General features: G+C 67.7%; 21 protein-coding genes. 4 read left to right on the plus strand and 17 right to left on the minus strand.

What is annotated here, in order from left to right:
* The first annotated feature begins 76 nt into the window (after positions 1-76).
* Complete coding sequence (locus tag BKE09_RS08775) at positions 77-2,188, plus strand: M13 family metallopeptidase (RefSeq protein WP_075675480.1); 2,112 nt, start codon at positions 77-79, stop codon at positions 2,186-2,188.
* Between the two features lie 193 nt (positions 2,189-2,381).
* On the opposite strand, the gene BKE09_RS08780 is transcribed toward BKE09_RS08775, so the two are convergent.
* Positions 2,382-3,311, minus strand: coding sequence for an oxygenase MpaB family protein (locus tag BKE09_RS08780; RefSeq protein WP_014035826.1), 930 nt, complete (start codon positions 3,309-3,311; stop codon positions 2,382-2,384).
* Positions 3,312-3,620: 309 nt separating this feature from the next.
* On the opposite strand from BKE09_RS08780, the gene BKE09_RS08785 reads away from it, so the two are divergent.
* Entirely contained in the window at positions 3,621-4,235 is a 615-nt protein-coding gene (locus tag BKE09_RS08785) for a hypothetical protein (RefSeq protein ID WP_014035825.1), read from the plus strand.
* Positions 4,236-4,274: 39 nt separating this feature from the next.
* Here BKE09_RS08785 and BKE09_RS08790 read toward each other — a convergent pair whose 3' ends face one another.
* The 13 genes from BKE09_RS08790 to BKE09_RS08850 all read right to left on the minus strand — a co-directional run bounded on the left by BKE09_RS08790 (position 4,275) and on the right by BKE09_RS08850 (position 16,814).
* Positions 4,275-4,619, minus strand: a complete 345-nt coding sequence (locus tag BKE09_RS08790; RefSeq protein WP_014035824.1) for a hypothetical protein — start codon at positions 4,617-4,619, stop codon at positions 4,275-4,277.
* A 35-nt stretch (positions 4,620-4,654) separates the two neighbouring features.
* Positions 4,655-5,425, minus strand: coding sequence for a LytTR family DNA-binding domain-containing protein (locus BKE09_RS08795; RefSeq protein ID WP_075675481.1), 771 nt, complete (start codon positions 5,423-5,425; stop codon positions 4,655-4,657).
* Positions 5,415-6,674, minus strand: a complete 1,260-nt coding sequence (locus BKE09_RS08800; RefSeq protein ID WP_075675482.1) for a histidine kinase — start codon at positions 6,672-6,674, stop codon at positions 5,415-5,417. The genes BKE09_RS08795 and BKE09_RS08800 overlap by 11 nt, the downstream gene beginning before the upstream one ends.
* A 188-nt stretch (positions 6,675-6,862) precedes the next feature.
* Positions 6,863-8,512, minus strand: a complete 1,650-nt coding sequence (locus BKE09_RS08805) for a M28 family metallopeptidase (protein WP_075675483.1) — start codon at positions 8,510-8,512, stop codon at positions 6,863-6,865.
* A gap of 426 nt (positions 8,513-8,938) precedes the next feature.
* Complete coding sequence (locus BKE09_RS08810) at positions 8,939-10,591, minus strand: CsgG/HfaB family protein (RefSeq protein ID WP_075675484.1); 1,653 nt, start codon at positions 10,589-10,591, stop codon at positions 8,939-8,941.
* A 16-nt stretch (positions 10,592-10,607) separates the two neighbouring features.
* The gene (locus tag BKE09_RS08815; protein WP_075675485.1) at positions 10,608-11,294 is read right to left on the minus strand and encodes a hypothetical protein; all 687 of its coding nucleotides are present in this window, start codon (positions 11,292-11,294) and stop codon (positions 10,608-10,610) included.
* Positions 11,295-11,383: 89 nt separating this feature from the next.
* Positions 11,384-12,484 carry a hypothetical protein gene (locus tag BKE09_RS08820; RefSeq protein ID WP_014035818.1) on the minus strand — a complete coding sequence of 367 codons (1,101 nt, stop codon included), beginning with the start codon at positions 12,482-12,484 and terminating at the stop codon, positions 11,384-11,386.
* Positions 12,475-13,671: a hypothetical protein gene (locus BKE09_RS08825; RefSeq protein WP_075675486.1), complete on the minus strand. Its 1,197-nt coding sequence runs from the start codon at positions 13,669-13,671 to the stop codon at positions 12,475-12,477. Before BKE09_RS08825 ends, BKE09_RS08820 begins: the two co-directional genes overlap by 10 nt.
* 106 nt (positions 13,672-13,777) lie before the next feature.
* Complete coding sequence (locus BKE09_RS08830; RefSeq protein ID WP_075675487.1) at positions 13,778-15,040, minus strand: sigma-70 family RNA polymerase sigma factor; 1,263 nt, start codon at positions 15,038-15,040, stop codon at positions 13,778-13,780.
* Between the two features lie 45 nt (positions 15,041-15,085).
* Positions 15,086-15,442: a DUF1428 domain-containing protein gene (locus BKE09_RS08835; protein WP_014645774.1), complete on the minus strand. Its 357-nt coding sequence runs from the start codon at positions 15,440-15,442 to the stop codon at positions 15,086-15,088.
* A 23-nt stretch (positions 15,443-15,465) separates the two neighbouring features.
* Entirely contained in the window at positions 15,466-15,876 is a 411-nt protein-coding gene (locus tag BKE09_RS08840; RefSeq protein WP_075675488.1) for a VOC family protein, read from the minus strand.
* Between the two features lie 34 nt (positions 15,877-15,910).
* On the minus strand, positions 15,911-16,333 hold the full coding sequence (locus tag BKE09_RS08845) for a VOC family protein (protein ID WP_075675489.1): 423 nt from the start codon (positions 16,331-16,333) through the stop codon (positions 15,911-15,913).
* A 67-nt stretch (positions 16,334-16,400) separates the two neighbouring features.
* A complete protein-coding gene (locus BKE09_RS08850) occupies positions 16,401-16,814 on the minus strand; it encodes a YciI family protein (protein WP_075675490.1) in 414 nt (137 codons plus the stop codon).
* Positions 16,815-17,533: 719 nt separating this feature from the next.
* On the opposite strand from BKE09_RS08850, the gene BKE09_RS08855 reads away from it, so the two are divergent.
* Positions 17,534-17,941, plus strand: a complete 408-nt coding sequence (locus tag BKE09_RS08855) for a YciI family protein (RefSeq protein ID WP_053442461.1) — start codon at positions 17,534-17,536, stop codon at positions 17,939-17,941.
* Here BKE09_RS08855 and BKE09_RS08860 read toward each other — a convergent pair.
* Positions 17,919-20,000 carry an NHL repeat-containing protein gene (locus BKE09_RS08860; RefSeq protein ID WP_075675491.1) on the minus strand — a complete coding sequence of 694 codons (2,082 nt, stop codon included), beginning with the start codon at positions 19,998-20,000 and terminating at the stop codon, positions 17,919-17,921. The genes BKE09_RS08855 and BKE09_RS08860 overlap by 23 nt on opposite strands.
* A 167-nt stretch (positions 20,001-20,167) precedes the next feature.
* Between BKE09_RS08860 and BKE09_RS08865 the strand changes: the two genes are divergently transcribed.
* The gene (locus BKE09_RS08865) at positions 20,168-21,688 is read left to right on the plus strand and encodes a hypothetical protein (protein ID WP_075675492.1); all 1,521 of its coding nucleotides are present in this window, start codon (positions 20,168-20,170) and stop codon (positions 21,686-21,688) included.
* A 98-nt stretch (positions 21,689-21,786) separates the two neighbouring features.
* Here the strand turns inward: BKE09_RS08865 and BKE09_RS08870 are convergent, their stop codons facing one another.
* Positions 21,787-22,563 carry a lytic transglycosylase domain-containing protein gene (locus BKE09_RS08870; protein WP_075675493.1) on the minus strand — a complete coding sequence of 259 codons (777 nt, stop codon included), beginning with the start codon at positions 22,561-22,563 and terminating at the stop codon, positions 21,787-21,789.
* A gap of 310 nt (positions 22,564-22,873) precedes the next feature.
* Positions 22,874-24,247 (minus strand): D-serine/D-alanine/glycine transporter, encoded by a 1,374-nt coding sequence (gene cycA, locus BKE09_RS08875; RefSeq protein ID WP_075675494.1) that lies wholly within the window; start codon positions 24,245-24,247, stop codon positions 22,874-22,876.
* Between the last annotated feature and the right edge of the window lie 123 nt (positions 24,248-24,370).

Below are 24,370 nucleotides of genomic sequence, written 5' to 3' on the forward strand. Positions count from 1 at the left end.
GGGCGGGCCGCCCAAGGGGGCGGCCAGTGGCGCTGGAGCGGATTAGACTTGGGGTTTTCCGCTGCAAGAGAAGTCCATGTCCAAGCTGCGCCGTCCCACCCTGGCGCTGGCCATCGTTGCCAGCCTGTCCCTGGCCGCCTGTGACCGCCCGGCCGACCCGGCCGCCGGTGCCACCGCGCCGGCCGATGCCGCCCCCGCTGCGGCCAAGCCGATGCTGGGCAGTTTCGGCTTCGATGCCAGCGGCATGGACCGCAGCATCGCCGCCGGCGATGATTTCTTCGGCTTCGCCAACGGCACCTGGGTGAAGAACACCGAGATTCCGGCCGACCGTTCGCGCTTCGGCAGCTTCAACGTCATCGCCGAGAAGACCCTGGCCGATACCCGCGCGATCCTTGAAGGCGCCGCCGGCAATACCCAGGCCAGCGATGACGACAAGCTGATCGGCGATTACTACGCCGCCTACATGGACGAAGCCGGCATCGAGCAGCACGGTCTTGCGCCGGTGCAGCCGCAGCTGAAGGCCATCGATGCGATCGCCGACAAGGCCGGGCTGGCCCGTGCCCTGGGTGGCGACCTGCGCGCCGACGTCGACCTGCTCAACGCCACCAACTTCTACACCGACCGCCTGTTCGGCCTGTGGGTGTCGGTGGACATGCTGCAGCCCGACCGCACCGCGCCGTACCTGGTGCAGGGCGGCCTGGGCATGCCCGATCGTGATTTCTACCTGGGCGATGGCCGCATGGCCGAACTGCGCAAGCAGTACCAGGCCTACATCGCGCAGATGCTGCAGCTGGCCGGCGTCGCCGACCCGGCCGGCAAGGCGCAGCGCATCCTGGCGCTGGAAACGAAGATCGCGCAGGCGCACGCCACCCAGGAAGAAACCAACGACGTGACCAAGGGTGCCAATCCCTGGACCCAGGCCGATTTCGCCGCCAAGGCGCCGGGCATGGACTGGAACGCTTTCCTCGACGCGGCCGCGCTGGGCAACCAGCAGGACTTCATCGTGTGGCAGCCCAAGGCCGTGGCCGGCCTGTCCAGGCTGGTCGCCACCGAGCCGCTGGACGCCTGGAAGGACTACCTGGCCTTCCACGCGCTGGATCGTGCCGCCGCCTACCTGCCGAAGAAGTTCGCCGATGCCCGCTTCGCCTTCCACGGCACCGCGCTGAGCGGCACGCCGCAGCAGAGCGACCGCTGGAAGCGCGCGGTGGACGATGCCAACCATGCGGTCGGTGAAGCGATCGGCAAGCGCTACGTCGAGAAGCACTTCGACGCGAAGACCAAGGAGCGTGCGGACGAAATGGCGAAGAACATCATCGCCGCCTTCGCCAAGCGCATCGATGCACTGTCGTGGATGTCGCCGCAGACCAAGGCGCATGCCAAGGCCAAGGTCAACGGCCTGACCGTGGGCATGGGCTATCCGGAAAAGTGGCGCGACTACACCGGCCTTGAGATCCGCCGTGATGATCCGCTGGGCAATGCACAGCGCGCCGAGCTGTTCGAGTATCAGCGCAACATCGCCAAGCTGGGCAAGCCGGTCGACCACAGCGAGTGGGCGATGCTGCCGCAGACCATCAATGCGATGAACGTGCCGCTGGAAAACCGCCTGGTGTTCCCGGCTGCGATCCTGCAGCCGCCGTTCTTCGACGGTGCGGCCGACGACGCGGTGAACTACGGTGCGATCGGCGCGGTGATCGGCCACGAGATCAGCCACGGCTTCGACAACGCCGGCGCCCTGTTCGACGAGACCGGCAAGCTGCACAACTGGTGGACCGCCGAGGACCTGAAGCAGTTCAATGCTGCCGGTGATGCGCTGGCCGCGCAGTTCAGCAGCTACGAGCCGTTCCCCGGCGTGCACGTGAACGGCAAGCTGACCCTGGGCGAGAACATCGCCGACGTGGCCGGCCTGGGTACCGCCTACGACGCTTACCAGCTGTCGCTGCAGGGCAAGCCGGGCCAGACCCTGGAAGGCTTCACCCCGGACCAGCGCTTCTTCCTCGGCTTCGCCCAGGCGTGGCGCAGCAAGAGCCGCGAGCAGGCGCTGCGCAATTCGCTGCTGACCGATGTGCATGCACCGGGCCAGTTCCGCGCATTGACCGTGCGCAACATCGACGCCTGGTACCCGGCGTTCGAAGTGAAGGAAGGCCAGAAGCTGTACCTGGCCCCGGACAAGCGGGTCAAGGTGTGGTGATGTAACCGGAACGGGCGCCGCAAGGCGCCCGTTTCATTTCCGGGTAGCCGTCAACCTTGGTTGGCAGGCTTCAGGCATCCACGCATGGCGTGGATCTGCTGACCTTCCCGGACAGGTACGCATTGGTAGTAGTAGATCCACGCCATGCGTGGATGAAGCCTTACGCGCAACGCGTGCCAACCAAGGTTGGCACCTACCGGGCAACCGTGGGCCACTCGCGCAACACCGCCACCGGCACGCCCATGCGCGCGCAGGCGCGGCTGGCCAGGCCATCGGGTAGCGCGCGGCGGAACAGCGGCGCCATGCCCTGCATCAGCTTCGCCGACGCCGCCGCCTGCGCGCGCTGGCGCGCACTGCGTTCAAGCATGCCTTCGGCCCAGTCCGGCAGCAGTGCCGCGCCCGCACCCAGGAACACTTCGCGCGACAGCCCCGGCACCGGTACCGGCAGGCGCACCCCGGACAGCACCTCCAGCACCTCGCGCGAGCGTTCGTCGACGCGCAGCTCCGGCTGCCGCGCACAGAAGTACGCCGCCACTTCCGCTTCGCTGCGCGGCACGTCCACCGCGCCCAGCGCCTCGGCCACGCAGCGGTATTCGTCGTAGTAGCGATCGGCGATGTGCGCCGGCACCTCGCGTCCGTAGCGGCGGAAGCCCTGCAGGAACCCGAACGCCTCGGTCACATGCACCCAGGTCAGCAGCTGCGGATCATCGGCGGCGTAGGGTTCGCCCTGCGCGGTCTGCCCGCGGATCTGCGCATGGATGCGGCGCACCTTGGCCACCAGCGCCTCCACCTCGCCGCTGGGCGCATAGCTGGTGCCGGCAACGAAGGCCGTGGTGCGGCGCAGGCGACCCACCAGGTCCTGGCGGAAATTGGAGTGGTCGTAGACCCCGGCCAGCGCGCGTGGGTGCAGGGTCTGCAGCATCAGCGCGCACAAGCCACCGGCCAGCATCGAGGGGAATTCGGCGTGCAGCCGCCAGGTGACGCTGTCCGGGCCAAACCAGCCCGGGTCGCCCTGCGGATGGTCGTAGTCGATGCCGCTCTGGCCACGTGGAAAGGCCTCCAGTACCCAGCGCCGGATCGGCGCGGTGACGGGGCGGGAGAGTCGCTGCAGCAGAGCCGGCATCGCAGGTCCAGGAAAGGCGGAAGAACGGCCGCAGGTTGCGCGGTCGCCCCCGATTCTGGGCGATCACGACGGCGGCGGCGAGTCTCCGCGCTCAGCCACGGTTCCATGTGCAGCCGCAGCACGTTTCACCCTGCGACATCCTGTCGCAGGCTGCGACCACGATGCTGCGCCGCACCAAGATTCACCCATTCAGACAAAACCCTTACGCCGCTTGGCATTGCGCCCATTGCACGGCTCGCTGGAAGTGCTAGAACTGAACCCGCCACACCGTCCAACGCTGATCGACGCACGTTCCACAAGGAGCCAGCCATGATTGCTTTGTTCAAGGGTTTGGGACTACTGCTTCGCGACAACGAGCTCTACAGCAGCCCGTTCGAAAAACAGGTCGCGCACTGGCGCAGCCTCAGCGAGCAGCAGATCCGCGATGAAGTGGCTGTGCTGGCCCAGGCCAAGTGCCAATGGCTGATCGCCTCGATCGTCGGCTGGCAGGCGGCCTCGCTGCTGATCCTCGGCCTGATCACCAACTACCTGTGGCGCGACGATTACCACATCACCTTCACCCGCGTGGTCGTGGTGTTCGGTTCGTGGATCTCGATCCTGTTCGTGATCTGGTTCATGGCCAACATGTTCGACCGTACCGCCGGTTTCGAGCGCTGGATGAAGGCCTTCAACAGCCGCGCCCGCATCAGTTCCAAGGCTGACAGCGTCGAGCACGTGGCCGAGGCGCTGGACCTGGCCGAGCACTACCCGGAAGTGCTGGACTACAAGCAGGCGGTCACTGCCAAGCGCGAACTGCGCCATGAAGACATCCGCATCATGACCGAGATCGGGCGCATGAAGCAGCACTCCGAACTGGTCGGCCGCCTCAACCATGTGGGCGAGACCGAACACCACCATGACCTGACGCTGCAACCTGCCTACTGACCCTTCAGGGAAGCGGGGGGACCCACAATGCCACCGTGATCACTCACGGTGGCATTGTTCTATCGGGTCCTGGCTGACGCACTGGCGGAAGCCGTTGGGCAGGCCACGCATGGCCTCGGTCTTTCCCACTGCCACCGCGAACCGGCGCAGCGGCGGCGTGGCACACGCGGCGTCAGGGCTGCAGGCCGGATCAAGCACCAGGTAGTGGCAGGCGCCACTGCTGCTGGCAATGCACTGGAAGCGTGCCTCGCCATCGACGACGGTGCCCTTGCTGTACAGCGTATCCACGCCGTTGGCCTGGGTGCGGGTGATCGAGGTGTTGCGGGATTTTTCGCAGCCGGCCAGCGCCAGCACGACGACGCACGCAATCAACAGTCGGGGCATGTTCGTTCCTCGGTGCAAGGGCGATGCTGCTGCGGCTACATGCCGCGGAACAGGCTCATGAACGGCTGGCTGACCACCAGTGTTTCCGTGCGCCCGCGCAGGCGCAGCACGCCGCGCCCGGTATCGTCGCGGCTCACCGCCGCCACCGCCTTCATGTTGACGATGGTGGAGCGATGGATCTGGCGGAAGTGCTGCGGATCGAGCACTTCCAGCAGCTCACGCAGCGGTGTGCGCAGCAGGCTTTCGCCGGCGGCGGTGACCACGGTGGTGTATTTGTTGTCGGCGCGGAAGTAGGCCACGTCTTCCAGCATGATCAGCTGCGTCTCGCGGCCGTTGCTGGCGGTGATCCAGGCCAGCGGCGGACGCTCCGCTGCGCCCTGCGATGGGCCCAGCCGCTGCAGCAGGCGCTCCAGCACGGCATCGTCCTGGCGCGTTGATGGCAGCCGCGACAGGATGCGCTCGCGGGTGGCCAGCAGGCGCTCGTCGCTGACCGGCTTCAACAGGTAATCCATTGCGCCCTGCTCGAACGCATCGATGGCGTACTGGTCGTAGGCGGTGACGAACACCACCTGGGTGCGCGGGCTCAGTTCGGACAGCGAGCGCGCGACCTCGATGCCGCTGATGCCGGGCATGCGGATGTCGAGGAAGGCGATGTCCGGCTGTTTCTCGGCCAGCTGCTCCAGCGCGCTGGCACCGTCCTCGCACTCGGCCACCAGTTTGAGGTCCGGCCACAGCCGGCCCAGCTGCTCCACCAGTGACTGCCGCAGCAGTTCTTCGTCTTCGGCGATCAGGGCTTCAAGCGGCATGGCTGCGCTCCTTGTGCGACTGCGGCAGGGTCATGGTCGCGGCCACGCCGCTGGGAAAGTTGGCAACGATTGCCACGCCGGCCTGCTCGCCGCAGGTCAGGCGCAGGCGTTCGCGCAGGTTCTTCAGGCCGATGCCGGTTCCGCTGGTGCCCTGGCCGAAGCCGAGCCCATCGTCGGCCACGGTCACGGTCACGTGGTCATCGAAGCCGCGCGCCAGGATCCAGATCGTGCCACCGCCGGGCTTGGGTTCCAGGCCGTGCTTGATCGCGTTTTCCACCAGCGTCTGCAGTGCCATCGCCGGCAGGTGCACGCCGTGCAGTTCGTTCGGCACCTGCACTGCCACCGCGAGGCGTGCGCCCATGCGGATGCGCAGGATTTCCAGGTAGGCGCGGGTGCGGTCCAGCTCCACGCCCAGCGTGGATACCGATTCGTCCACCTGCGGCAACGAGCTGCGCAGGTACTGGATGAGGTGGCCGAGCATCTGCTCGGCACGCGCCGGGTCGGTGCGGGTCAGCACCTGCGCATTGGCCAGCGTGTTGTAGAGGAAGTGCGGCTCCACCTGCGCGTGCAGCAGGTTCAAGCGCGCCACCGACAGCTCCTTTTCCACCTGGGTCTGTTCGGCGGCGGCCTGCTCGTCACGGCGCTGGTCGGCAACGCGGCGGCTGATCGCGCGGGTGACCGCTTCGGCGTTTTCGTAGTTGCTGCCTTCGTCCAGCGCCAGCAGGTCGGCCCACCAGCCGGCATCGGGTTCGAACAGCAGGGTGACGGTGCTGGTGCCCTGCCCCGGCGTGACCGTGGCCAGCACGCTGTTGCGCTTGATCGCCAGCCGCGCCGGCAGGTTCCAGCGCGACGGCTGGCGGCCGTTCCAGAGGTCGACGCGGCGAACATAGGCGCGCACCTGCAGGCTGCCGGCCGAGCTTTCCACATCCTCGACGCGCGGCAGTTCGGCGATTGCCGCTTCCACCACGGCGTAGGCCTGGCCGGCATCCATCGGCAGTTCCACCTGGCGGCGCTGGCGCCCGGACAGCGTGGTCGAATCCAGCCGTCCGGCGACCAGCCAGACCCGTCGTACATGGGTGATCGCGCTGCCCAGCGCGGAGATCATCAGGAACATCGCCAGCAGGCCGAAGACCCAGCCGGGGCCATCGTTCATGCCGCTGAAGATGCCGCTCCAGACCATGCCGGCGACAACCAGCGCGGCAGCCCAGGCCAGCAGGTGGCGGATCAGGAGAGAGAGGCTGGCGAACACGGCGGCGCCTTGGAGGAAGGGGGTGAGCCGAGCATAGGGCGGCCCGCCGGGCAAGCAAGCGGGCTGCGACGAAGGCCGGGAAAGTGGGGATGGAAGCCATTCTGGTAGAGCCGGCCGCTGGCCGGCTCCCCATGACCTCCGCAAGCATCACAAGGTTGCCGGCCAGCGGCCGGCACTACCGAGCGCCCTTACCTGCGCTGGTCGGCGCTAGCGTCACGCACGGCGCGGAACGACTCGTCCTTGCTCCAGTTCGGCCAGCTGCGCGAGTTGGCCAGCTGGTTGCCCAGCGTGTACAGCACTTCCAGGTCGCGGGCGGCACCGGCGAACACCCAGTCCGGCTGCCACTCGTCGCCCTGCTGGTGGTAGCGCTTGGCGGTGTAGTCCTCGGAGGCCTTCTTGCCTGCGGCCACGCCACCGTCCACCCAGTCCTGGCCGGCTGACCAGGACAGCGCCGGCACGCCACGCTTGGCGAACGGGAAGTGGTCGGAGCGGAAGAACAGGCCCGCTTCCGGCTTCGGGTCCGGCGTGTAGCGGATATCCCAGCCCTTGGCCACGTCCTTCAGCTGGTCCAGCAGCTCGAAGCGCGCGGCACCGTAGATGCCGAAGTCACGCGACGGGCCGAATGGCGCCATGCCATCCATGTTGATCACCGCCACGGTCTTTTCCAGCGGGTACAGCGGGTGGGTGGCGTAGTACTCCGAACCCAGCAGGCCCTTCTCCTCGGCGGTGACCGCCAGGAACAGCAACGAGCGCTGCGGGCGCTTTTCCTTGGCGAAGCCACGGGCCAGTTCGATCAGCGAGGCAGTACCGCTGGCATTGTCCAGTGCGCCGTTGAAGATGCGGTCACCGCGCGCGTCCGGCTCGCCCACGCCGATGTGGTCCCAGTGCGCGCTGTAGATGATCGTCTCGTCCGGGTGGCGGCTGCCTTCCAGGCGTGCGGCCACGTTGTGCGAGGTGATCACTTCGGTCTTCACCGCGTACTTCGCGTCCAGGCTGGCACCGGTCAGCGGCACCGGGGTGAAGTCGCGCTGCTGCGCCTTCTTCTTCAGCGCCTCGAAGTCCTGCCCGGCGGAGCGGAACAGCTCCACCGCCAGGTCGCGCTGGATCCAGCCTTCCAGCAGCGGATGGCTCTCGGCCGGGTTGTCGCGTACCACGTCGAACATGGTGTTGGTGTTGGAACCGGCCACGGTGGCCCAGCCATACGACGCCGGCGCGGTCTCGTGCACGATCAGCACGCCCAGCGCACCCTGGCGGGCGCCTTCCTCGTACTTGTAGGTCCAACGGCCGTAGTAGGTCATGCCCTTGCCGTCGAAATCACCCTGTCCGGTTTCGAAGTCCGGATCGTTGATCAGCACGACAGCGATCTTGCCCTTCAGGTCCACGCCCTTGAAGTCGTCCCAGTTGCGCTCCGGGGCCTTCACGCCGTAGCCGAGGAACACCAGCGGGGCCTTGCTGATGTCGACGTTGCTGGCGCCGTTCATGGCGGCACGCACGGCGATCTGCTTGCCCTGCTCCAGCGCAACGGTCTTGCCGCCCTGGTGCAGCGCCAACTGCGGTGCGCCGACGATGTCGCCCTTGCGCAGCGGCACGGCCTGGGTCCACAGGCGCTTGCCGTCCTTGAGGTCGCCGCCCGGCTGCAGGCCGGCGTCGGCGAACTGCTTGCTGAGATAGGCGATGGTCTTCTCTTCGCCGGCGGTGGCCGGCGAGCGGCCTTCGTAGGCGTCGGAGGCCAGTTCCTTGACGTCGGCGGAGATCCGCGCGCCATCGAATTTCGGGGTGGCCGCCATCAGTGCGCTCGACACCGACAGGGCCAGCACGCCCAGTACCACTCGTTTCATTGCTCTCTCCAGCAGGGAAATCCTTCTGGAGTGTAAGGGGTTCGGCAGGGCTGCGCCCTGCACCTGCCGAAGCCAGGGCAACAGCAATAGCCGAAGCAACAGCGGTATTCCGTGGGATGGCGGGGTGGGTCCGGTTGCGGGAGACGCCGTAAACCCCGCTCCGCGGTCCGGCCCAGCCGCTGGCGGCTGTGCGTTCGGGCGCTTGCGAAGCAGTGCTTCGCAAGCAAAGCACCCTCACCCATGGGGGCTTGGCCGCGGCATCCACGCCGCGGACACTCCCGCAACCGGACCCACCCCGCCTTCGACAGGTTCCCGCTGCTGTTGGTAGGTGTCGACCTTGGTCGACACGAACGGAAACAAGAAGGGGTCAGAGCCCTTTCCCGGCGGGAAAGGGATCTGACCCCATCGGTGTGTTGCTTGAGCCTGTTACCAGTTCGGGTCTTCGGCGGGGGCGGCGGGCTTGGGCTTCGGCTTGGCCGCCGGGCGCGCGGCGGCGGCCGGTGCAGCCGAGGCCGTTGCGCCAGCAGCGGCGGCAGCCGGCTTGCTGCCCAGCTTCTGGCGCAGTTCGATCTGGCCCGGACGGAAGCCGCCGCGCATCGCGTCGACGCCGTCTTCAATGGTGCCGTACGAGGTCTGTGCAGCAACGCGGTCGATGCGGATGGTGCAGCATGGGTGTTCACTGCGGCCCAGCGAGCGGCCGGTCTGCGGGTCCTTCAGTTCCTCGCCCAGGCGCACGGCCTGCCAGCGCTGGCCGGCCTGCAGGGTTTCGCCCCCCTGGCTCAGCACCACCTGGTCACCGTCCACCGACACCACCGACACCGGGAACAGCGTGGTGACGATGGTGGTACCAATCTGGCCGGACAGCGATTCCATCATCGCTGCGGCCATGTTGCGGCCGTTGACCACGCGCGGCAGGGTGCTCGGGCCGGTCGAGGCCAGCTGGTGATCGAAGCTGTCGGACATCACCACCTGGCCGGTGGTGGCGTTGATCAAACGCAGGGTGATGCGGCCGCCACCGGAGTACGAGGTCACCTGGCGGTCGGACATGCGCAGGTTGCGCACGCTGCGCGGGTACTCGAAGCGTTCGATGGTCGGGATCAGGATCAGGTCGGTCGCCAGCTGCTGGCCGACGCGCGCGGTGTCCTGCAGGCGTACGTTGCCGCTGTTGATGTGGTCGATCTCGGCCTGCAGTTCGTCGCCGAACTCGCGGTCCAGCACGATGAAACGCTGGGTCTGGGTCAGCGTGTCGGACAGGCGCGCTCGGATCGCGTCGGCCACTTCATCGGCACTCACGCGACCATCGCCCACGGCATAGCTGCCGGCCTTGGTACGCGGCAGCGCGACCACGATCTTGGGCTTGCCCTGCTCGTCCGGTGCGCGGTACTGGGCGATCTGTGCACGCACGCGCACCTTCCAGTAGCTGCGCATGCTGCGGTGGGTCACGTCGGAATCGAACGAGCTGGCGCCGCGCTTGGCATCGACGCTGACCTTCTCGTCGTAGCTTTCCTTGACGCTGGCCGAGCCGCCGGCACCCTTGGCCGTGGCTTCGCCGGAAGCGCTGGCAGATGCCGAGCCCTTGAAGCTCCAGCCTTCATCGCTGGCGCGCACGCGCGCGATGGTCTCCTCGTCCAGCTGCCGCACTTCGTCCTGCGACAGGATTTCATAGCCCAGCACCGCGCCCTGCGAGCCGGCGATCATCTGCTGGGTGAACGCGTCGGCGCGGATATCGCCGACGTGTTCGTCATCCACATCCACATGCAGGCCTGCACGCAGGCTCTGCATCTGGCTGGCCACGCGTACGCCGTTGACCTGCGCCACCGCCGACTGCAGCGCCGCCAGCACCGCCAGTTCCGGGGTGCTGCCGATGCCGTCGGCCTCGCGCGCGACCTGGGTGGTACCGCCGAAATCCGGCGTGCCACGCAGGGGCGCTGCTTCCACTGGCGCATTGCTGGCCAGTGCACTGGTTGCCTTGTCCTTGGCGGGTGTGGGCGCATCGGCGGCCGGGGTGTCCTGCTTGCCGCAGGCTGCAAGCAGCACGGCAGCCAGGCCCAGGCCGATCAAACGGGGGGTCGTACGCATGGGGATTCGCCTCGGATCAGTTCATCTTGTCCAGCTGGCCCAGCATCGAGTCGGCGTTGGACGGCACCTTGACCTTGCTCTTCTTGGCGAAGGTCACGGCCGACTTGGTCGAACCGTACAGGCCCTGGATGAAGCCCGGCGATTCCTTGGCCACCCATGCACCGGCGGCCAGCTTGCGGCCAACGGTAGCCATCTGGGTCGCGCCCAGGTTCTTCATGCCGGCGGTGAAGTTGCTGGCTTCGCCACCCAGCTTCTGCGCTTCGGCAGCCGAGGACAGCAGCGAGACCAGGCCTTCGGCGTAGTGCTGCTTGGATTCAGCGTTCAGCTCCGGCTGCGCGGCCTGGCGCTCGTCGATCGCGGCCTGGGCGGCTTCGCTGACCGACACCGACTTCTTCATCGCATCGACGCTGACCGAACCCGACGACAGCGCCTGGCGCTCGGCTTCCAGCAGCTGCACCTGCTCGGCCAGGCCGAAGGCACGGGCGAACGAGGTCTGGGCCTGCAGCGAGTGCGACTGCGAGCTGACGAAACGACGCACCAGCGCTTCCTGCGCGGCTTCGTTCGGGGCAGCGGCGCTGGAGGTGCTGCTGGAGGCGCCGGTGGAGGCACCCGTCAGGTCCTTCAGCTTGCCCAGGCCCGCATGGGCCGGCATCGACAGGGTGGCGGCCGCGATGGCCAGGACAAGAGCGGTATTGCGGATCATGAGAGAGTCCTTTGGGAGAGACGGCCGCGGTGCGGCGCGTGGAAACACGGGGGTAGCGCCGGGCCTGGCCCGGCGCGAACGGCCAGGGATCAGCGGACCGCCTTGACGTTCAGTTCGTTGATCATCTGCTGGGCGGCCTTCTCGGCAGCCAGCTGCAGGGCGTTGGTACGGGCCACGGTTTCATTCGGGCCGGTGCCGGAGAACTGCACCGGGCCGACCGAGGACACCGTGCGCGGGAAACGGCCGGTCACGTCCAGCACCTTGCCGGTGACGGTGACGAACACGCGGGTGTTGCCACTGGCCGGATCGCGGTCACGCATGCCGACGTCGAGGGTGCCGACGGCGATGTACGGAATGTTGGCCGCACGGATGCCGTTGGCGGTGTCGCGCAGGGTGGCCGGGGCCAGGTCGTTGCCGGTGCTGAAGTCCTTGCGGATGCGCTCGATGCTGAGCAGGCCGCGCGACTCGCCTTCCACGTATTCGGCTTCAACCACTTCGTAGCCGGCGGCACTGAAGGCACCGGTCATCGCAGTGTTGACCTCGGCGGCGTTGGCCACCTTCCAGGTGATGTTGTCGGCACGCGCGGTGGTGCTGCCGCCGCTGGTGACCGACACCGAACCGTTCTGGTTGATGCTGCCGTTGGTGCTGACCGAGTTGCCGCGGAAGCTGTCGCCTTCACGGGTGTTCTCGCTGTAGCTGCTGCTGGCGTCGACGCGGCGGTATTCCTTGTCCTGGAACGACTGCACGGTGTCCTGCGAGCGCGCCATGAACAGGAAGGTCAGCAGCGAGCGCTGCGCGGCGGTGGCACCGGCCACGGCCGAACCCGCATCCAGCTTGGTCTGCAGCAGGGTGGTGTTGATCTCGGCGCGGACGGTGACGCTGTAGGTCTTGGCCTTCTTGTCTTCGGTGTCCGACAGCTGCACGGCACTGAGCACGTAGCGGTCGATCTCGCCGATGAACTCGGCGCGGCGCGCTTCGAACAGGCGCAGCTTGGCTGCACCGGTTTCGGCGATGTACGCCTCCAGGGCATTGACCTTGGCCTTGTTCAGGGCCTGGGCGCGGGTGTCGGCACTCAGGCGCAGGCCGTAGCTGGCCGAGCCGGTACCGCGCGAACTCGCGGTCTGCGCAGCGACCGGCGAGGCCACCACCAGCGCGATGAGGATGAGCAGGATGGTACGCATCAACGACATGACTTGATCAACTCCTGGAGGGCTTGGGTCTGCTGCTGCAACGGGCGGCCGCCCGGCTTCTGTTCGTCCAGCCAGGCGCGCGAATCGGCACGCTTGGCGGCGGCGCCGGCGAAGGCGTCGAAGCCGGCCAGCAGGGTTTCGTAGCTGGCCGACCACTGGTCGACCTGCCACTGCGTCACCGGCACCACCTTGGTGGCACCCTTGCGCAGCGGCTGTTCGAAATAGACCTTGCCCGAGAACGGTTCGGTCACCTTGGCGGTGAAGAAGGCGCCGAACAGCATCGTCTTCATTGCCGGGGTTTCCTCGATCACACCGTTCTTCAGTGCATCGACCTGCAGGTTGATGACGTAGTCGGGTTCGGGAATCTTCAGCTGGTAGACCTTGCCGTCGGCAAAGCGGGCGGCCATCGCACCACCGATCGCCTGACCCGAGGCCGGCGGCAGCAGGCCGACGCCGGTGTTGGACGACAGCGTCTTGGACAGCTCATGGGCCAGGGTGGCGCGCAGCGGCGCATCCCACTTCGGGTCGGGCAGCTTGGCGCGCACCGCGTCGGACAGGGTCACCCCACCCACCTGCAGGCGACGCATGGCGGCGTCGGGCAGCCGGGCCTGCGCCAGGCTGGCCGCCAGTACCTGCGACAGGCTGGTATCGGCGCCGCCGTACAGCAAATCGGCGACGATCGCGTCGATATCGTCGTTGTCCGGACGGTAGTCCTGCACGTCGATGCGCTGCAGGGTGAGCGGATAGGAGGCGATCACCTGGCGCTCGCGGAAGTCGAAGAACAGCGCCTGCAGCGCCACTTCCACCAGCACCTTGTACTGGTCGCCGATCGGTTCGACCGAGACCAGCTCGCGATCCAGCGCAGCGGCCAGCACGGTGGCGCTGGTGGTGCCGTCGAGCATCGCCACCGGCTGGTCGATCAGCTCCAGGTGCGCCGGTGCACGGCGCTTGAGCGACTGCGCCAGCGTCTGGTTCAGCGGGACCAGGCCACGCCGTTCCAGCACCGCATGCGCATGCGGCGTGGTCGCCTGCACGGCGGCAGCGTCAGCGGTATAGGCAAAACCGGCCCAATAGGCCTGCTGCGATTTGTCCGCGGCCTGCACGGCCATCGGCCATACGGCCAGGCACAGGGCACAGGCAAGCAGGCGCGCAAAAGCGCGCGATGCGCTCTTCGTCCTTGAATACATCCAACCGCTCCTCGGTCAATACGCACGGGTCGCGGACGCTCATGCGTCCGCTGGGCGCGAAACATAGCCGCTCACGGGCCCGCCGACAAGTGCTGCCTTTGTCGGTTCACTCCGTGGGGGACAGGCCCGCCCGTTGCCGCAGCAGTCCGCGCTCGGCCTGGTTCTGGCTGAGCCGGGCGGCTTCGGCAAATGCATCGCGCGCGTCCTGCTCCCGTCCCAGTGCCTGCAGCAGCTCGCCGCGCACCACCTGCAGCGGCGCGTAGTCGCGCAGGCGCGGCTCGACCAGCAGTGGCTGCAGCTGCGCCCACGCGGCGAAGGCACCATCGCTGCGCAGGATCGCCACCACCCGGTTCAATGCCACCACCGGCGAAGGTTGCACCTGCAGCAGCTGTGTATAGAGCGCAGCAATGCGCGGCCAATCGGTGGCATCAGCGCGACGCGCAGCCGCATGGCAGGCCGCGATGCGCGCCTGCAGCACATAGGGGTCCTGGTCGCCACCGATGGCCAGCGCGCGCGCCAGCACCTGCTGCCCGCGGCCGATCTGCAGCCAATCCCAACGCGCGCGGTTCTGCTGGTCCAGCAGCACCGGTGCCCCCTGCGCATCCACGCGCGCCGCTGCGCGCGAGGCCTGCAGTTCCATCAACGCCAGCAGGCCCAGCACCGGCGGCACCGGCAACCGGTGCGCCAGGATGCGGGCCAGCCGCAGTGCTTCCTCGCACAGCGCCGGGCGCATCCAGTCATCACCGGCACTGGCCGCATAGCCTTCGTTGAACACGAGATAGATCGCCTCCAGCACCGAGGCCAGGCGCTCCGGCATTGCCTCCGCGCGTGGCACTTCATAGGGCACCTGCTTCTGCGCCAGGGTGCGCTTGGCGCGCACGATGCGCTGGGCGATGGTCGGCTCCGGCTGCAGGAACGCACGCGCGATCTCGATGGTGGTCAGGCCACCAAGCAGGCGCAGGGTGAGTGCCACGCGCGCATCGGCCGGCAGCACGGGATGGCAGGCCACGAACATCAGCCGCAGCAGGTCATCGCCCAGGTCATCCTCCAACGCCTGGCTGTCATCGGGTGCTGGCAGCGCCGCCGGATGCAGTTCCTCGCCCCATTGCGCGTGCTGCTGCGCCACCCGCTGGTGCTGGCGCAGCACATCGATGGCACGGTTGCGCGCGGTGGTCATCAGCCAGGCTCCGGGGTTGTCCGGGATGCCCTGCTCCGGCCAACGCTCCAGCGCGGCCAGCCAGGTGTCCTGGGCCAGTTCCTCGGCACGGCCGACATCGCCACCGAGCAGCCGCGCCAGGCGCGCGATCAGCACTGGCGACTCCATCCGCCAGAGGGTTTCCAGACGCTGCGTCAGTGCGGGCTCGAGCATGCGCCGATCACAGCACGCACGCCCGGCCCGCACAAGCGCCGCAGCTCACGCTTCAACAATCGGCTTGAAGCCGCCCCAGAACATGCGCCGGGTATCGAACGGCATGTCCTTCGGGCCCAGCGACGCCAGCCGCGGGTCGGCCATCACCTTTGCGTTGATGCGGTCGCGTGCCGCGCGCGAGCGGAACACCACGAAGGCGACGATCACCGTTTCGCCCGGCTTCGCCTTGACCGCGCGCGGGAACGAGGTGCTCTTGCCCGGTTCCACATCGTCGGCCACGCATTCCATGTACTGCAGCGCGCCATGGTCCTTCCACACCGCGCCGGCCTTGCGGGCAAGGCGGCGGTAGGCCGCCACCTTGTCCTGCGGGCACGGCAGCACGTAAGCATCCACGTAAGCCATGCGGGTTCTCCCTGCGGCGGCCGTCAGCCCGGCTCGCCGTCCATGTGCGCGATTTCCCAGAGGTGCCCATCCAGATCCTGGAAGCCCCGCTGGTACATGAAACCGTAGTCGCGCGCGGGCTGCGGTTCGCTGGCGCCGGCCGCCAGTGCCTTGTCCACCATCACATCCACCGCCTTGCGGCTGTCGGCCGACAGGCAGGTGATCACCTCGGTCTGGCTGCGTGCATCGGCGATCGGCTTGGTGGTGAACTGCTTGAAGAACGGTTGGGTCAGCAGCATCAGGAAGATGCTCTCGCTGATCACCATGCAGGCCGCATCGTCATTGGTGAAGGTCGGGTTGAAGCTGTAGCCCAACGCGGCGAAGAAGGCCTTGGACGCGTTCAGATCCTGCACGGGCAGGTTGACGAAGATCATCTGCGGTTGCGGTGCACTCATCGGTGAAGCTCCTTGTGGATGAAAAGAAGAGGGATCAGGGCTGCTTCATGCAGTTGACCATCCACGGCTTGCCGTAGCGGTCGATCAGCATGCCCCAGCGGTGCGCCCAGAACGTTTCCGCGATCGGCATCTGCACCTGGCCACCCTCGGCCAGCGCGGCGAACACGCGTTCGGCTTCTTCGATGCTGTCGACGTCGACATTGATGGTGGTCGAGCCACCCTCGCCGCCGCCGGGGCCGTCGGCCGCCATCATGATGGCGTTGCCGATCTCCAGCTGGCTGTGCGCAACGTGGTCCAGGGTCTGCGCCGGCATCTCGTTGCAGCCGGGCATGCCATCGGACGGCGGCATGTCGCGGTACTTCATTTCCGAGGTGACCTGGCCACCGAGTGCCTTGGCGTAGAACGCCATCGCGTCGTGGGCCTGGCCGCTGAAGCCGAGGAAGGGAATCAATCTCATGGCAATACTCCGTGGTGTGGTTCAGGGCGGTAGCGCCGGGTCGAGCCCGGCAGGGAGATGAATCGGATCAACCTTCCAGCTGTGCACGCAGACGCTGTTCCTGCTGCTGTAATTCGGGGGTGAAGGCTTCGCCGAAGTCTTCAGCGGAGATCAAGGGACGCAGTTCGAGGGTGCCACCACTGCCGAACGGCGCACGGCTGGCCCACTCGACGGCCTCGTCCAGCGACCGCACCTCCCACAGCCAGAAGCCGGCGATCTGTTCACTGGCAGGACCGAACGGACCGGCCTCGACCTTCGGTGCCGCGCCGCCGAAGTGAATGCGGCGGCCGCGCTGGGTGGCGTGCAGGCCTTCACCGGCCAGCATGATGCCGGCGGCCACGAGTTGTTCGTTGAAGGCGCCCATTTCGGACAATTCCTGTTCACTGGGCATGCGGCCGGCTTCGGAGTCGGCGTTGGCCTTCACGATCACCATCACTTTCATTGTGGTCTCCCGTGGGGACGCGTGGTGCGTGCCCTTCACTGGGTACAACGAACCAGGGGGCTGGGAATCGACACGTCTGTTGGAAATTTTTTCTTCCGCGGAAAGCGCGCCTTCGGCGGAGGTCGGCGAACGGCGGAGCCCCTCCGTGGTGGATTTGGGTTGGTCGCTGAAAGCTCGGGTTCATGGGTTTGGCCGGGTGGGTAGGCGGGTCGGGGGACGCCGTAAACCCATCCATGGGGGCTTGGCCGCGGCATCCATGCCGCGGACACCCCCGCCCCGCCTACCCACCCGGCCCTGGACAGTTTCCTGCCTCCGGTACCCACCACGGGAAGATCAAGAGAGAAGGCAAATGCAACAGCAACGGTGGTTGGCTGGCGACCTCGGCTTTGCGAGCGAAGCGACCCGCTTTCGCTCTTGTTGTTGATTTCCCGTGGTGGTTCGGCGACCGGAATCTGTCAGGGGCCGGGCGGGTGGGATTGGCGGGGTATCCGCGCCATGGATGGCGCGGCTAAGCCTCCAAGGACGGATTCACGGCGTCCCCGCCGATCCCACCCGCCCGACCCACCCTCTGAAACCCAGCTTTCAGCGACCAACCCACCCCACCACGGAGGGGCTCCGCCGTTCGCCGATCCCCGCCGAAGGCGCGCCTCCCGCGCTGCAACATGCCCACGCGCCATCCTGCGCCATCATGGGCACCCCGCCCCCGCCAGGACCGTGCCATGCAGCAGTACCTGCTTCTGATCTACATCGAGCCTGCCCTGCTGCAGGCCCTGCCCATCGAAGAATTCAACGCGCTGATGCGCGACTGCCTCGCCCACGCCGACAAGCTGCAGGCCGAAGGCACGCTGCTGGCCGCGCAGAAGCTGCAGCCGGTCGACACCGCGCAGACCCTGCGCGTGCGCGATGGCCACAGCCGCGTGCTCGATGGCCCGTTCGCCGAAACCCGCGAACTGCTGGCCGGCTTCAACCTGATCGTCGCCCGCGACCGCGACGAAGCCATGCGCATCGCCCGCGACTTCCCCTGGGCGCGCTTCGGCAGCATCGAGGTGCGGCCGCTGGAAGACATGGACGCCGAGCGCGAGCGCTGCGGCGCCCCGGCTGCCGCTATGGCAGCAGCCGTACTCTGATCTCGCGCGGGCCGACGCCTTCGTTGCCGCTGTAGTCGCGCACGCTGGCACGCACGGTGTACTCGCCCGGCGGCAGCGCCGCCGGCTGCCAGCGCCCGGTTTCCATCAGGCCGTCACGCACGGTGTTGGTGGCCAGGTAGCGGAAACGGGTCACCGCGCTGCCATGCACGGTGATGCCGCTGTCGGGGGCGTAGGCCACCCGCACCGCTTCCTTCTGCGGCGGCATGCGGTTGAACACGATGTTCCAGCGCGGCTGCTCGTAGCCCTGCAGCGGCTGCCCAGCGGCATCGAGGATCTGGTAGCCCACCTGGTACATGCCCAGGCGACGGCGCGGCAGGTTGTTGTCCACCTGGTCCCAGGCCTCGACCACGATCTGCACGCCGCGCCCCTGGCGCGCCACCATCACCACGCCATCGCCGCCTGCGGCCATCGGCTGGTCGTTGTCGTCCAGCAACGCTACATCGGTGATGCGCGGCGCGAAGTGGTCGGCGTAGCCTTGGAAGCCCAGCGCCACCGCGTTGGTCTCGAAGCCGCCGGTACCCACCGCCAGGTGCACATGCGCCTGGTTGTTGATGCTGCCCAGGCGATCGCCGACGTGGATGCGCATGCCGCGACGCACGCGCATCCGCTCCAGCTTGCCCTGCTCGTCATACAGCGCCTGCCAGCGCGCATCGTAGGGTTCGTCGCGCGGGGTGCGGCCTACCCGCATGTGGATGTACTTGAGGCGATCCACCGCCAGCCCTTCGGCCTGCTCACCCAGGTTCCAGGCGGCCACCGGGCTGCTGATCTTGCCTTCGGCGATCGCCAGCACGGTCTGGCCCACATCACCGCGCACGTCGAAGCCGCCATGCAGGTGGTGGCGGCTCTCTCCGGTGAAGTTGCCGCGTACTTCGCCCAGGGTGCCGACCACTTCGTGCCAGCCGTCCTGCGGTGCCAGCGGCCAACGGCCCCCGGTCTTCGGCAACGCGGCATCGGCGGCCGGGCCGACCAATGCCGGCGCCGGCAGGTCGCCCACCGGCAACGGGCGCAGGCGGTGCAGGCGGTAGCTGGCGGCGTCGGCCACCAGCACGCTGCCATCGGCATCCATCGCCAGGCCACTGGGGCGGGCCAGGCGCGGCAGGCGGCCGTTGCCGACCAGCGCGATCTGGTGGCCCTGCGGCGTCACCTGCACGATGCGGCCATCGAGGTCACCCACGTACAGCACGCCGTCGTGCGTGGTGGCCAGTGACAGCGGCCCATTGATCACGCCACCGGCGGCGACCACGGTGCTGACCGTGCCATCGGCCCCCACCCGGCGCACCGCGTTGTTGAACAGGTCGGCCACCAGCAGCGCACCGTGTGCATCGAAGGCCAGCGCCACCGGCGTATCGAAACGCGCGGCGCCACCCACGCCATCGGCAAAGCCGGGTCGATCGCCACCGGCCAGGGTGCGCACGCTGCCATCGGTGCCGATCACCCGGATGCGGTCATTGAAGGTGTCGGCCACGTAGACCTGGCCCTGCGCGTCCACTGCGATGCCCATCGGCGCATCGAAGCGTGCCTGCGCAGCCGGACCATCGGCATGGCCCTGTTCGCCACCGGCCAGCGTGGTCACCTGGCCATCGGTGCCGATGCGGCGGATCGCATGGTTGCCGGTGTCGGCCACGTACAGGTTGCCCTGCGCATCGGCAGCAATGCCCGAGGGCGTATTGAAGCTCGCCTGCAGCGCCGGGCCATCGACGCGGCCCTCGCCCTGCCCGGCCACGGTTTCAACACGGCCATCGGGCAGGCGGCGGCGGATCCGGTTGTTGTCACCGGCATCGGTGAAGTAGACGTTGCCATCGGCGCCGCGCAGCAGTGCATACGGGTCGGCGAAGCGGGCCTGCGCGGACGCACCGTCGCGGTCACCGGGGTGGCCATCGCCGGCCAGCGGCTCGATCTGCGCGGTCCAGGCCAGGGGCGTGGGCACCGGGCCTGCGGGGCCGGCCAACGATTTCAGCGGGGTGTCCCACCAGGTTGCAGCCAAGCCCACTGCCGTTGCCAACGCCACCCCTGCCGCCATCCATTGCCACCGTGCCATCGTGTTGCGCTGCCTCTGCCTGCTGCTTGAAGAGGCACCGACAATAGACGCTGCGCGTGCGATCCGCCACGGCCGATCGTGCGGCTGAACGCCAGAATTCCCTTCCTCGTGCTTGTCCTCGCTGGCTGCAGCAGGTTCAATGCGGTTCCCACGGATGGAGATTCTCCATGCCCCGCGTTCTCCCCCTCACCGCCCTGCTGCTGGCCGCATTGGCCATCGCGCCCGCCTCCGCCTCGATCACGGTGGCCCCGCAGAAGCCATCAGCCACCGCCGACGCAGTACACGCGGCGTACGCCACGCGCTGGGATGAAGCGATCCAGCAGGCACGCAGCGGCAATACGCTGGGTGCGCTGATCAGCATGGAGCGGCTGATGGAGGATCCGTTGCTGGACGACTTCGATGCCGAGCATCGTGGCCGCGCCGCGCAGGTGGCCGGCTGGACCGCGCTGATGCAGAAGAAGCCGGACCAGGCCCGCCGCTACCTGCAGCGGGCGCAGGAGGCCCTGCCGGAGGATGCCCAGGTCCTGCTCACCCAGGTGTCGGTGGAACTGTCGGACAACCAGCCGGCCGCAGCCACCACGTTCCTGGTGAAGGCACTGCAGCATGCCGACGCACCGCTGCCGGTCGATCACCACGCCATCAACTACCTGCAGTACCGCCTGCGTGACCAGCCACAGAAGCGCATGGACCTGCTGCAGGCGCTGTTCGACAACGGCTGGAAGAGTGGCGGCCTGGAGCCCACCGGGCTGTGGCTGGCGCTGGCCACGCTGCAGGCCGACAACGGGCGTGGTGACGGCATCCCAGCCACGCTGGCGCGCATCGACAGCCCGGCCGAGATCATCCGCCTGCGCAGCGACAAGCGCTTCGACCGTTATGTCGATCGCGGCGATGCGCGCTTCGATCCGGTGCAGGCGGCACAGCGCCACCTCGATCAACTGCGCGTCTCCGGCCTGCTCGACCGCGCACTGGATGCGCGCATGGCCGAGTTCAGCACCACCCTGCTGATGCTGGACCGCAACGAGGAAGTGCTGTCGTTGACCGAGGGCATGGCCGGTGCGGCGAGCAACGGCGAATCGCCTTCCGCCGCGGAAGCGGAATGGGTAGCCTGGCTGCTCAACAGCCGGCTCACCGCGCTGCGCCGGCTGGGCCGCACCGATGAGGCGCTGGCCACCGCAAAGCAGGCCGCACGCATCGGCGCGCTCGGCCCGGATGGTGTCGAGCACCAGATGAATGTCGGTTTCGTGTTCAGTTCGCTGGGCCGCATGCAGGACGCTGCGCAGGCAGTGAATGACATGCCGGGCCTCGCTGGCTACGGCAAGGCCGCGCAGGCGCTGCTGCAGTTCGCCGCCGCCCGCGAGCGTGGCGATGCCAAGGCACGCGATGCGGCGCGCGCGGTGATCCTGGCCCAGCGCGATGACGCCCGCCTGTTCCATCGCGAAATGCTGCTGGAGGAAGGCAACCTGGACGGTGCCGCCGCCGTGCTGATCGAACAGCTGCGCTCGCCGGTGGAACGCGGTGAAACCCTGGCCAGCCTGCAGGACATGCGCACCTACCCTTCGCTGCCGGGCGACGTACGCATCGATGCCGCCTGGCGCGCACTCAAGCAGCGTGCGGATGTACAGGCCGAGGTGGCACGCGTCGGCCGCATCGAGCGCTACGACCTGGTCAGCACCTCCACCTCGCGCTGAGCAGACTCCCTGTAGAGCCGAGCCCATGCTCGGCTGCTGGCACCTCAGCCGAGCATGGGCTCGGCTCTACAACGCCACGTGCGGGCAGCACCGTCCGGCTAACGCGCCGGCACCTCGGTACGGATGCCCATCGCTTCACGGTAGCGCGCGTACAGGGCCATCACCTTGTCCACGTAGGCCAGGGTTTCGGCATAGGGCGGTACGCCCTTGTAGCGGGTGACCGCACCGATGCCCGCGTTGTAGGCGGCCGCCGCCAACGGACGGTCGCCGTTGTAGCGGCGCAACAGCGCGCGCATGTAGCGCGCGCCACCCTCGATCGACTGCTGCGGCGAGAACGGATCGCTTACCCCATATTCCAGCGCGGTATCGGGCATCAGCTGCATCACCCCCTGCGCGCCCTTGCTGGATACCGCCAGCGCATCGAAATTGCTTTCGGCGTGGGCGATCGCACGCAACCACGCATCATCGACCCCGGTGGCCTTGGCCGCGGCCTTGAACTGCCTGGCGTGCTGCGCCAGCTGCGGCTTGCCGACCTTGCCCAACCCTTCGTGTGCCGGCTCGCCGGGCGGCGTGGCCACGGTGAACTTCAGGAACACCCGCGAGCCGGGCAGGTTGCGCGTGGAGTAGACCAGCGCCCCGTCCTGTTCGCGCTCGTACAGCACGCCGCTGAACACGCCCATGTTGCCCCACAGGTTCGGAGTCTGGATGGCGTTGTCGTCGATCTCCCTGGCGGTGCAACGCGAGCCCGGTTCCGGGGCGGTGGCCAGGCTGACGGTGTTGCCCTGCACGCAGCGATAGACGGTGCGCGCGGCGGCCGGCCCGGGCCACAGGCTGGGCAGCAGCAACAGCGCAAGCAGGAGGGGGCGACGGGACATGGCGGCCGGATGATCCGGCCGCGCCCGCTAATGTTGGGTGAATGGGGGTCGGCAGGGCTGCGCTCTGCACCTGCAGAGGCCAGATCAAGAGCAACAGCAAGTTGGCTGAAGGATGGCGGGGTGGGTCCGGTTGTGGGGGACGCTGCAAGTACGTCCATGTAAGCTCGGTCGCCGCATCCATGCGGCTCACGCCCCCACAACCGGACCCACCCCGCCTTCGACAGTTTCCTGCGACGAGCAGTAGATCCACGCCATGCGTGGATGAAACGTCCGGAGACAATGGATCAATCAATGGAACGAAAACGCCGGGTTACTCCGCGGTCCGCCGCCGCACCCAATACCCCACGCCCAGCAGCACGAACCACGCGGGGCTGGCGATCAGCGCCTGGCGGGTGTCGCCCTGCAGGCTCAGCAGCACCAGCACGCCGGCGAAGAACACCAGGCAGGCCCAGCACATCGCAACGCCGCCGGGCATCTTGAAGATCGACGCGGCATGGCGCTCCGGGTAGCGGCGGCGATAGGCCATGTAGGCCACCAGGATCAGCGACCAGACGAAGATGAACAGCACCGTCGCCAGCGTCGTCACCAGGGTGAAGGCGGTCACCAGGTTGGGAATCAGGTAGATCAGCAACGTGCCGCCCAGCAGGCACAGGCATGAGAACAGCAGGCCGCGGGCCGGCACCGCGGCGCGCGACAGTTTCGACAGCCCGCGTGGGGCGTGGCCCTCTTCGGCCAGGCCGTACAGCATGCGGCTGGTGGAGAAGATGCCGCTGTTGGCCGAGGACGTGGCCGAGGTCAGCACCACGAAGTTGATCAGGCTGGCGGCGGCGGGAATGCCGGCCAGCACGAACAGCTGCACGAACGGGCTCTTGTCCGGCACCACCTGGCGCCACGGGGTGACGGCCATGATCGCGATCAGCGCCAGCACGTAGAAGATGATGATGCGCACCGGGATCGAATTGATCGCCTTGGGCAGGTTGCGCTCGGGGTCGGCGGTTTCGGCGGCGGTGGTGCCCACCAGCTCGATGCCGACGAAGGCGAACACCGCAATCTGGAAACCGGCGAAGAAGCCGACCAGCCCCATCGGGAACATGCCACCGTCATTCCACAGGTTCGACAGCGAGGCGGTGTGGCCGCTGGGCGAGGTGAAACCCCACGCCACCAGGCCGGCGCCGGTGATGATCAGCGCGCAGATCGCCACGATCTTGATCAGCGCGAACCAGAATTCCATTTCGCCGAACAGCTTCACCGTCACCAGGTTCAACGCCAGCAGCAGCATCACGCAGGCCAGCGCCGGTTTCCAGGCTTCAAGCCCGGGAAACCAGAACTGCGCATAGGCGGCGATCGCGATCACGTCGGCAATGGCGGTGACGATCCAGCAGAACCAGTACGTCCATCCACAGAAGAACCCGGCCCACGGACCGAGCAGGTCGGTGGAGAAATCGATGAAGGATTTGTACTGCAGGTTGGACAACAGCAGCTCGCCCATCGCGCGCATCACGAAGAACAGCATCGCGCCGATGATCAGGTAGACGAAGACGATGGACGGGCCGGCCAGGCTGATGGTCTTGCCCGACCCCATGAACAGGCCGGTGCCGATGGCACCGCCGATGGCGATCAGTTGCAGGTGGCGGTTGGACAGGCTGCGGCGCAGGTGCTCGGGGGGCGTTGCGGGCTCGGTCATGGGCGCGGGCTAAGGGACGGGCGAAGCATCCGACGGTAGTCCTCCGCGGCGCCGAGCGCCAGCGCCGGACGGACCCATTACGTCAAAGTCGGCCGCTTTCACCACAATGTGACCGAATACCGT

The organism is Stenotrophomonas sp. TD3, from assembly GCF_001939825.1.
Classification (GTDB): Bacteria; Pseudomonadota; Gammaproteobacteria; order Xanthomonadales; family Xanthomonadaceae; genus Stenotrophomonas.

Excerpts from the sequence above, each read along its gene's own strand:
- BKE09_RS08775 (WP_075675480.1), top strand. The coding sequence starts at position 77 with ATGTCCAAGCTGCGCCGTCCCACCCTGGCGCTGGCCATCGTTGCCAGC.
- BKE09_RS08780 (WP_014035826.1), bottom strand. The coding sequence starts at position 3,311 with ATGCCGGCTCTGCTGCAGCGACTCTCCCGCCCCGTCACCGCGCCGATC.
- BKE09_RS08785 (WP_014035825.1), top strand. The coding sequence starts at position 3,621 with ATGATTGCTTTGTTCAAGGGTTTGGGACTACTGCTTCGCGACAACGAG.
- BKE09_RS08790 (WP_014035824.1), bottom strand. The coding sequence starts at position 4,619 with ATGCCCCGACTGTTGATTGCGTGCGTCGTCGTGCTGGCGCTGGCCGGC.
- BKE09_RS08795 (WP_075675481.1), bottom strand. The coding sequence starts at position 5,425 with ATGCCGCTTGAAGCCCTGATCGCCGAAGACGAAGAACTGCTGCGGCAG.
- BKE09_RS08805 (WP_075675483.1), bottom strand. The coding sequence starts at position 8,512 with ATGAAACGAGTGGTACTGGGCGTGCTGGCCCTGTCGGTGTCGAGCGCA.
- BKE09_RS08810 (WP_075675484.1), bottom strand. The coding sequence starts at position 10,591 with ATGCGTACGACCCCCCGTTTGATCGGCCTGGGCCTGGCTGCCGTGCTG.
- BKE09_RS08815 (WP_075675485.1), bottom strand. The coding sequence starts at position 11,294 with ATGATCCGCAATACCGCTCTTGTCCTGGCCATCGCGGCCGCCACCCTG.
- BKE09_RS08820 (WP_014035818.1), bottom strand. The coding sequence starts at position 12,484 with ATGTCGTTGATGCGTACCATCCTGCTCATCCTCATCGCGCTGGTGGTG.
- BKE09_RS08825 (WP_075675486.1), bottom strand. The coding sequence starts at position 13,671 with ATGTATTCAAGGACGAAGAGCGCATCGCGCGCTTTTGCGCGCCTGCTT.
- BKE09_RS08830 (WP_075675487.1), bottom strand. The coding sequence starts at position 15,040 with ATGCTCGAGCCCGCACTGACGCAGCGTCTGGAAACCCTCTGGCGGATG.
- BKE09_RS08835 (WP_014645774.1), bottom strand. The coding sequence starts at position 15,442 with ATGGCTTACGTGGATGCTTACGTGCTGCCGTGCCCGCAGGACAAGGTG.
- BKE09_RS08840 (WP_075675488.1), bottom strand. The coding sequence starts at position 15,876 with ATGAGTGCACCGCAACCGCAGATGATCTTCGTCAACCTGCCCGTGCAG.
- BKE09_RS08845 (WP_075675489.1), bottom strand. The coding sequence starts at position 16,333 with ATGAGATTGATTCCCTTCCTCGGCTTCAGCGGCCAGGCCCACGACGCG.
- BKE09_RS08850 (WP_075675490.1), bottom strand. The coding sequence starts at position 16,814 with ATGAAAGTGATGGTGATCGTGAAGGCCAACGCCGACTCCGAAGCCGGC.
- BKE09_RS08855 (WP_053442461.1), top strand. The coding sequence starts at position 17,534 with ATGCAGCAGTACCTGCTTCTGATCTACATCGAGCCTGCCCTGCTGCAG.
- BKE09_RS08860 (WP_075675491.1), bottom strand. The coding sequence starts at position 20,000 with ATGGCACGGTGGCAATGGATGGCGGCAGGGGTGGCGTTGGCAACGGCA.
- BKE09_RS08865 (WP_075675492.1), top strand. The coding sequence starts at position 20,168 with ATGCCCCGCGTTCTCCCCCTCACCGCCCTGCTGCTGGCCGCATTGGCC.
- BKE09_RS08870 (WP_075675493.1), bottom strand. The coding sequence starts at position 22,563 with ATGTCCCGTCGCCCCCTCCTGCTTGCGCTGTTGCTGCTGCCCAGCCTG.
- cycA (WP_075675494.1), bottom strand. The coding sequence starts at position 24,247 with ATGACCGAGCCCGCAACGCCCCCCGAGCACCTGCGCCGCAGCCTGTCC.